This is a genomic window from Pseudomonas sp. SDO5532_S415 (assembly GCF_054071155.1).
The window spans coordinates 23,457-29,772 of record NZ_JBSVWS010000057.1; the positions used below are offsets into that span (position 1 = coordinate 23,457).

Below are 6,316 nucleotides of genomic sequence, written 5' to 3' on the forward strand. Positions count from 1 at the left end.
GCCGCTCACCTCCATCGCGAGCAAGCTCGCTCCTACGAAGTAACAAAAAAGGCGATCCTTGCGGATCGCCTTTTTTATTACTTCACCACTTTCAGGCTCGGCCGACCGCTGGGACGCGGCGGCTCGCTGTCAGGTGGCGGAATATCATCATCCGGCTCGATCTCATCCTCATCTTCCAGAGGCGATTCCAGATCGAACACCATGCCCTGACCGTTCTCCCGTGCGTAGATACCCAGGATCGATGCGATAGGCACATACAGCGTATGCGGCACACCACCGAAGCGGCCTTCAAAGCTCACCGCTTCGTTATCCATGTGCAAATGGCGCACGGCTTGTGGTGATACGTTCAGGACAATCTGCCCGTCACTGGCAAACCCTTGCGGCACCTGGACCGACGGATACTCGGAATTGACCAGCATGTGCGGGGTGCAATCGTTGTCCACAATCCACTCGTAGAGCGCGCGGACCAGATAAGGTCGACTGGAGTTCATAGCGGCTCCTTAAGCCTTAGCGCATGTCGCGTTCGACACCAGACAGACTCGCCTGGAAAGCCTCACGCGCAAACTGGCGCTCCATGTAATCAAGCAACGGCTTGGCTGGCCGTGGCAGTTCTATACCCAGAATCGGCAATCGCCAGAGTATTGGCAATAGGCAGCAATCCACCAGGCTTTGTTCCTCACTGAGGAAAAACGGCTTGTCGGCGAATAACGGCGACACGCCGGTCAGGCTTTCGCGCAATTCCTTGCGCGCCACGGCACGAGCGGCTTCCTTGGTCCGCGAATCCAGAATCAGATCCACCAGGCCACACCAGTCTCGCTGTATGCGATGCATCAGCAGACGGCTGTTGGCACGCGCCACTGGATAAACCGGCAGCAGCGGCGGGTGCGGATAACGCTCATCCAGGTATTCCATGACCACCGTAGATTCCCACAACGCCAGGTCACGATCGACCAGGGTGGGCAAACTGCCGTAAGGGTTCACTTCGATCAGTTTAGGCGGCTGACGGCCAGCTTCCACGTAAATGATCTCGGCGCTGACACCCTTCTCTGCCAGTACGATTCGCACCCGGTGGGAATAGTGGTCGGCGGGGTCGGAGTAACAGGCCAACCGATTGGTCACGCCCATGGCGATCCTCCTCGCTTGTAAAAATAATCGAAAGCGGAAAAACGAGCGCGCCCAGAGGGCGTCTCCCGTAACGCCTGGCCAGCCAGACTCGTTACACCTTCAGAGACGCCCTTGGGCGCGCGCGATTAACAGCAATTGCTTGAAGCGTTATCAGTGCACGTCTTTCCAGTACTCACGCTTGAGCAAGTAAGCGAATACGAAGAAGAACGCCAGGTACAGCAATACATAGGTACCAATGCGCTGATGTTGCAGCTTAACCGGGTTAGCCGAGTAAGCCAGGAAGGTTACCAGATTCTTGACCTTCTCATCGAACTGCTCTTCGGTCAAAGATCCACTCTTCGGCACGATGGTCAACTGATCGCACGCTTCATGAGTCAGCGCCGTACCGGTCAACGGATCATATTGCTTCTTGCCGTCTTCGACGATCTGAACCTGTTTGCAACCGATGACCTGACGACCTTGCAGGCCGACCAGGACGTTAGGCATGCCGACGTTCGGGAAGACCTTGTTGTTCACACCCCAAGGGCGCGACGGATCTTCATAGAACGACTTCAGGTAGCCGTAGAGCCAATCGGTACCGCGAACGCGAGCCACCAGGGTCAGGTCCGGCGGCGCCGCTCCGAACCAGGTCTTGGCGTCAGCCGGCTGCATGCCGATGTTCATGTGATCGCCGATCTTGGCGCCGGTGAATACCAGCTTTTCAAGCATCAGTTCGTGAGGAATGCCCAGGTCGTCGGCCACACGCTCATAGCGCTGAAACTTGGCGCTATGGCAGCCCATGCAATAGTTGGCGAACGTACGCGCACCATCCTGCATGGCAGCTTTGTCGGACACGTCGATGTCGATCTTTTCAAGCTCCGGGCCACCGTGTTCAGCAGCGAAAGCGAACACTGGCAGCGCAGCAAGCATCAATACCGCAAATAGCTTTTTCATCAGCCAGTCACCCTTTCCGGAACCGGTTTGGTCTTCTCGAGCCTGGTGTAGAACGGCATCAGAATGAAGTAGGCGAAGTACAGGAAGGTACATACCTGCGACAGCAACGTACGGCCTGGCGTCGGGGCCAGAACACCCAGAATGCCAAGGATCACGAACGAGATGCAGAACACCACCAGCCAAATCTTGCTCATCCAGCCTTTGTAGCGCATCGACTTGACCGGGCTGCGGTCCAGCCACGGCAGGACGAACAGCACTGCAATGGCCGCACCCATGGCGATAACGCCAAGGAGCTTGTCCGGGACCGCCCGCAGAATCGCGTAGTACGGCGTGAAGTACCAGACCGGAGCGATGTGCTCAGGTGTCTTGAACGGGTTGGCTGGCTCGAAATTCGGCTTCTCGAGGAAGTAACCGCCCATTTCCGGGAAGAAGAACACGATAAAGCAGAAGATGAACAGGAACACCACCACACCGACGATATCTTTCACGGTGTAGTACGGGTGGAAGGCAATGCCGTCCAGCGGTATGCCGTTTTCGTCCTTGTGCTTCTTGATGTCCACGCCGTCCGGGTTGTTCGAACCGACTTCGTGCAACGCCAGAATGTGCAGCACCACCAGACCCAGAATCACGATCGGCAAGGCCACCACATGCAAGGCGAAGAAGCGGTTCAGGGTGATACCGGAAATCAGGTAGTCACCACGGATCCACTGGGTCAGGTCGTTGCCGATGACCGGGATCGCACCGAACAGCGAGATGATCACCTGGGCGCCCCAGTAGGACATCTGGCCCCACGGCAGCAGATACCCCATGAAGGCTTCAGCCATCAGCGCCAGGTAGATCAGCATGCCGAAGACCCACACCAGCTCCCGTGGCTTCTGGTAGGAACCGTAGAGCAAGCCACGGAACATGTGCAGATAGACCACGATGAAGAACGCCGAAGCGCCGGTGGAGTGCAGCAGACGCAGGATCGAGCCGTACTCGACGTCGCGCATGATGTATTCGACGGAAGCAAACGCTTCTTCCGCCGACGGGGTGTAGCTCATGGTCAGCCAGACACCGGTGACGATCTGGTTGACCAGAACGAGCAGCGCCAGGGAACCAAAGAAATAGAAGAAGTTGAAGTTCTTCGGGGCGTAGTACTTGCTGAGATGGTCTTCCCACATTTTGGTCGCGGGAAAGCGCGCATCAACCCAATCCATGAACTTGCTCATCACGCTTTCTCCGTATCGACGCCAATGATAATGATTTCATCGGTCTCATAGGAATGCGGGGGAACTGGCAGGTTCAAAGGCGCAGGTTGCGACTTGTAGACGCGGCCAGCCAGGTCGTAATGGGAGCCGTGGCAAGGGCAGAAATAACCACCCACCCAGTCCTTGCCAAGGTCAGCGGGAGCCACTTCGGGACGGAATGTCGGCGAGCAACCCAGATGCGTGCAGATACCAATCAGCAGCAGAACCTCAGGTTTGATCGAACGGGTTTCCGGATCGACATAGGTCGGTTGTGTCGAGTTCTTGGAGGTCGGGTCAGACAGCTGACCCTCGATCTTTTTCAGATTCCCCAGGATTTCCTCAGTACGGCGGACGATGAATACCGGCTGGCCGCGCCACTCAGCAATCATCTGCTGGCCTGGCTCGATTTTGCTGACATTCACTTTCACCGGTGCACCTGCGGCTTTCGCCTTGGCACTGGGAAACCATGACCCCACGAACGGGACCGCAGCCCCCACCGCTCCTGCAGCACCCACCACGGATGTGGCTGCTACCAAGAAGCGACGCCGGCCTGCATTCACGCCGTCATTGCTCATTCAGTCCTCTCCCATCAGCTTTGTGGCCTGTTAAATCAGGCATCTACTAAGTAAAACTCTGTACTTATAAAAATTTTGCCGAATGGTAATGAAAAGCCCCAATTCTGACAAGGTAATTACCCCAGGGCACCACTGCCAAGCCTTGTAGTATAGGGCCTCTACGGATGTGGCAAGTTGTCACAGCGCAATTCTTTGATAAATCGCAGGCACAAAAAAACGCCCAGCTCCGTGAGGAAACTGGGCGTTCTTTTTTGAACGTGGAAACGAATTAACGCTTCGAGTACTGCGGACGCTTACGCGCTTTACGCAGACCAACTTTCTTACGTTCAACTTCACGTGCATCGCGGGTTACGAAGCCGGCTTTACGCAGAGCGCTGCGCAGAGTTTCGTCGTAGTCCATCAGAGCGCGGGTGATGCCGTGGCGGATTGCGCCAGCTTGACCACTTACACCACCGCCGATCACGGTGACGTAGATGTCGAATTTCTCGACAGTCTCAGTCAATTCCAGCGGCTGACGAACTACCATGCGGGCAGTTTCGCGGCCGAAGAAATTATCCAGCGAACGGTTGTTGATGGAGATGTTACCAGTACCCGGACGCAGGAAAACGCGTGCGGTTGCGGTCTTGCGACGGCCAGTGCCGTAATTTTGAGTCGCCGACATAATGAACTATTCCGTTAAATCTTCAGTTCTTGGGGCTGCTGAGCAGTATGAGGGTGTGCAGCGCCCGCATAGACTTTCAGCTTACGGTACATGTCGCGACCCAGCGGGTTCTTAGGCAGCATGCCTTTGACCGCGGTCTCGATCACGCGCTCAGGGGCCTTGGCGATCAGCTTTTCAAAGTTGATCGACTTGATGCCGCCCGGGAAACCGGAGTGGGAGTAGTACATTTTGTCAGTGGTTTTAGCACCGGTAACACGGATCTGCTCGGCGTTGATAACGACGATGTAGTCGCCGGTGTCAACGTGAGGAGTGTACTCAGGCTTGTGCTTGCCACGCAGACGGCTCGCGATTTCGGTGGCCAGACGACCCAGGGTCTGACCAGCAGCGTCGACGACAAACCAGTCGCGCTTTACTGTTTCCGGTTTAGCAGTAAAAGTTTTCATTCTTTATAGCCTCAGGGGCCGCCCTGTAAATTAGACGGCGGATCTTACTGAATAGTGCGTACTTTGACAAGTCAAAGGCAGCCGGATACAGACGCTTTCGGGGGCTCGGGTCGGCGCGTCCGTTCAACGGCAAGATTCTTCGGCGGCGGCGCATCACTTCCACTGCAGAAAGAGGTGCGCAATTATGCAGATTGCGAAAAATAATTCAACCTGCTTTTATGATTGTTTTGCCCAAGGAGCACCCGATGGACTATCGCCAGCTAGGCCGGACCAATCTGAACGTGAGTGCAATCTGCCTCGGCACCATGACCTGGGGTGAGCAAAACAGCGAAGCCGAAGCCTTCGCCCAGATTGAGCGAGCCAAGGGCGCCGGGATCAATTTCATCGACACCGCCGAGATGTACCCGGTGCCGCCCAAGGCCGAAACCTACGCCACCACCGAACGCTACATCGGCAATTACTTCAAAAGCCGCGGCGATCGCGCCGACTGGATCCTCGCCAGCAAGATCGCCGGCCCCGGCAATACCATCGACTACATCCGCGACAAAAACCTGCGGCACAATCGACAGCACATCACCGAGGCCGTGGATGCCAGCCTCAAGCGCTTGCAGACCGATTACATCGACCTGTATCAATTGCACTGGCCGGAGCGCAGCACCAATTTCTTCGGGCAACTGGGCTATAAGCACAAGATCGAAGCCAATCTGACGCCGCTGGAGGATACCCTCGAAGCGCTCGACGAACAGGTCAAGGCCGGCAAGATCCGCCACATCGGCCTCTCCAATGAAACCCCGTGGGGCACCATGCGCTTCCTCGCCCTGGCCGAAGCCCGTGGCTGGCCTCGCGCGGTGTCGATCCAGAACCCCTACAACCTGCTCAACCGCAGTTTCGAGGTCGGCCTGGCGGAAATTGCCATTCGCGAACAATGCGGCTTGCTGGCCTATTCGCCGCTGGCGTTCGGTTTTCTGTCAGGCAAGTACGAAGGTGGCGCCCGCCCGCCAAAAGGCCGCCTGAGCCTCTACAGCCGCTTCAGCCGCTATTTCAACCCGCAGTCGGAAGCAGCTTGCAGCCGTTATGTTGCACTGGCGCGCGAACATGGCCTGGACCCGGCACAAATGGCGCTGGCATTCGTGACGCAACAACCCTTCGTGACCAGCAACATCATCGGGGCGACGACGCTTGAGCAGCTGGACAGCAACATTGCCAGTTTTGATCTGAAACTGTCGGACGAAGTACTGGAAGGGATCGAGGCGATTCACAAGGACCAGCCGAATCCGGCACCTTGATTGATTCATGGACCCATTCGCGAGCAGGCTCGCTCCCACAGGTTTACCGGCGTGCCTGGCTTAC

General features: G+C 56.7%; 8 protein-coding genes. 1 reads left to right on the forward strand and 7 read right to left on the reverse strand.

Annotated elements, in window-relative coordinates:
• Positions 1–77: 77 nt before the first annotated feature.
• From ACW9HW_RS14950 to rplM, 7 genes are all read right to left on the reverse strand, one after another.
• On the reverse strand, positions 78–491 hold the full coding sequence (locus tag ACW9HW_RS14950) for a ClpXP protease specificity-enhancing factor (protein ID WP_095192984.1): 414 nt from the start codon (positions 489–491) through the stop codon (positions 78–80).
• Positions 492–507: 16 nt separating this feature from the next.
• Positions 508–1,125 carry a glutathione S-transferase N-terminal domain-containing protein gene (locus tag ACW9HW_RS14955; RefSeq protein WP_007989864.1) on the reverse strand — a complete coding sequence of 206 codons (618 nt, stop codon included), beginning with the start codon at positions 1,123–1,125 and terminating at the stop codon, positions 508–510.
• 150 nt (positions 1,126–1,275) lie between these two features.
• Positions 1,276–2,058 carry a cytochrome c1 gene (locus tag ACW9HW_RS14960; protein WP_095192983.1) on the reverse strand — a complete coding sequence of 261 codons (783 nt, stop codon included), beginning with the start codon at positions 2,056–2,058 and terminating at the stop codon, positions 1,276–1,278.
• Positions 2,058–3,269 carry a cytochrome b gene (locus tag ACW9HW_RS14965; RefSeq protein ID WP_095192982.1) on the reverse strand — a complete coding sequence of 404 codons (1,212 nt, stop codon included), beginning with the start codon at positions 3,267–3,269 and terminating at the stop codon, positions 2,058–2,060. The genes ACW9HW_RS14960 and ACW9HW_RS14965 overlap by 1 nt, the downstream gene beginning before the upstream one ends.
• Positions 3,269–3,862, reverse strand: coding sequence for a ubiquinol-cytochrome c reductase iron-sulfur subunit (petA, locus tag ACW9HW_RS14970; protein ID WP_095192981.1), 594 nt, complete (start codon positions 3,860–3,862; stop codon positions 3,269–3,271). Before petA ends, ACW9HW_RS14965 begins: the two co-directional genes overlap by 1 nt.
• Before the next feature lie 268 nt (positions 3,863–4,130).
• Positions 4,131–4,523 carry a 30S ribosomal protein S9 gene (gene rpsI, locus ACW9HW_RS14975; RefSeq protein WP_003228056.1) on the reverse strand — a complete coding sequence of 131 codons (393 nt, stop codon included), beginning with the start codon at positions 4,521–4,523 and terminating at the stop codon, positions 4,131–4,133.
• A gap of 14 nt (positions 4,524–4,537) precedes the next feature.
• On the reverse strand, positions 4,538–4,966 hold the full coding sequence (gene rplM, locus ACW9HW_RS14980) for a 50S ribosomal protein L13 (RefSeq protein ID WP_003228062.1): 429 nt from the start codon (positions 4,964–4,966) through the stop codon (positions 4,538–4,540).
• A 245-nt stretch (positions 4,967–5,211) separates the two neighbouring features.
• Here rplM and ACW9HW_RS14985 point away from each other — a divergent pair, with 245 nt between their 5' ends.
• Positions 5,212–6,252: an NADP(H)-dependent aldo-keto reductase gene (locus tag ACW9HW_RS14985; RefSeq protein ID WP_095192980.1), complete on the forward strand. Its 1,041-nt coding sequence runs from the start codon at positions 5,212–5,214 to the stop codon at positions 6,250–6,252.
• The last annotated feature ends 64 nt before the right edge of the window (positions 6,253–6,316 follow it).

Excerpts from the sequence above, each read along its gene's own strand:
- ACW9HW_RS14950 (WP_095192984.1), bottom strand. The coding sequence starts at position 491 with ATGAACTCCAGTCGACCTTATCTGGTCCGCGCGCTCTACGAGTGGATT.
- ACW9HW_RS14955 (WP_007989864.1), bottom strand. The coding sequence starts at position 1,125 with ATGGGCGTGACCAATCGGTTGGCCTGTTACTCCGACCCCGCCGACCAC.
- ACW9HW_RS14960 (WP_095192983.1), bottom strand. The coding sequence starts at position 2,058 with ATGAAAAAGCTATTTGCGGTATTGATGCTTGCTGCGCTGCCAGTGTTC.
- ACW9HW_RS14965 (WP_095192982.1), bottom strand. The coding sequence starts at position 3,269 with ATGAGCAAGTTCATGGATTGGGTTGATGCGCGCTTTCCCGCGACCAAA.
- petA (WP_095192981.1), bottom strand. The coding sequence starts at position 3,862 with ATGAGCAATGACGGCGTGAATGCAGGCCGGCGTCGCTTCTTGGTAGCA.
- rpsI (WP_003228056.1), bottom strand. The coding sequence starts at position 4,523 with ATGTCGGCGACTCAAAATTACGGCACTGGCCGTCGCAAGACCGCAACC.
- rplM (WP_003228062.1), bottom strand. The coding sequence starts at position 4,966 with ATGAAAACTTTTACTGCTAAACCGGAAACAGTAAAGCGCGACTGGTTT.
- ACW9HW_RS14985 (WP_095192980.1), top strand. The coding sequence starts at position 5,212 with ATGGACTATCGCCAGCTAGGCCGGACCAATCTGAACGTGAGTGCAATC.